This is a genomic window from Bradyrhizobium sp. BR 10289, assembly GCF_019455385.1.
Taxonomy (GTDB): Bacteria; Pseudomonadota; Alphaproteobacteria; order Rhizobiales; family Xanthobacteraceae; genus Bradyrhizobium.
In genome coordinates, this window is the sequence record NZ_JACOFR010000053.1 from 1 (window position 1) to 1016 (window position 1016).

The 1016-nt window shown below is 68.2% G+C and carries 1 protein-coding gene; it reads left to right on the forward strand.

The window, feature by feature from the left end:
- On the forward strand, positions 1 to 1016 hold a 1016-nt coding region (locus tag HYH08_RS37285), incomplete at both ends, for an SDR family NAD(P)-dependent oxidoreductase (protein WP_220014805.1).

Below are 1016 nucleotides of genomic sequence, written 5' to 3' on the forward strand. Positions count from 1 at the left end.
CTCGACTACATCTTCGTCGCCCCCAATGTCCGCGGCGCCTTCTTCCTCGGCAAGGTGACGATCGTCCTCTACTGGTTCCTCGAGATCGCCTCCCTCAGCGCGCTGCGGATGGCCTATCGATATTTCCGCTACACGCGGGTGCGGCGTCATGCCCGCACCGAGGATGCGGCGCCGACGCTGCTGGTCGGCCGCGCCGCCGATGCCGAGGTGCTGCTCCGCGGCATCGAGAGCGGGGCGATCAAGCGGATCTGGCCGGTCGGCGTGCTATCGCCGTCGAACTCGGACCGCGGCCAGTCGATCCGCAATCTGCCGGTGCTCGGCGGCACCGACGATCTCGAGGACGTCGTCGCCGACTTCGCCAAGCGCAACAAGCCGATCGCGCGCCTGGTGATGACGCCGTCGGCGTTCGAGACGGAGGCCCATCCGGAGCAGATCCTGATGCGGGCACGCAAGCTCGGCGTCATCGTCAGCCGCATGCCGTCGCTGGAGAGCGGCGATGCGCCGCGCCTGACCGCGGTTGCGGTCGAGGATCTGCTGCTGCGGCCGAGCGAGAAGATCGACTATGCGCGGCTCGAAGCGCTGATCAGGGGCAAGGCCGTCATCGTCACAGGCGGCGGTGGCTCGATCGGTTCGGAGATCTGCGAGCGCGTCGTCGCCTTCGGCGCCGCGCGTCTGCTGATCGTGGAAAATTCAGAGCCGGCGCTCTACGCGGTCACCGAGACGCTGGCCGCGCACGGCGCGGCGGCCGCGATCGAGGGACGCATCGCCGACATCCGCGACCGCGAGCGCATCATGCGCCTGATGGCCGAGTTCAAGCCCGACATCGTGTTCCACGCCGCGGCGCTCAAGCACGTGCCGATCCTCGAGCGCGACTGGAGCGAGGGCGTCAAGACCAACATCTTCGGCTCGATCAACGTCGCCGACGCCGCGCACAGCGCCGGCGCCGAAGCCATGGTGATGATCTCGACCGACAAGGCGATCGAGCCGGTGTCGATGCTCGGCCTCACCAAGCGCTT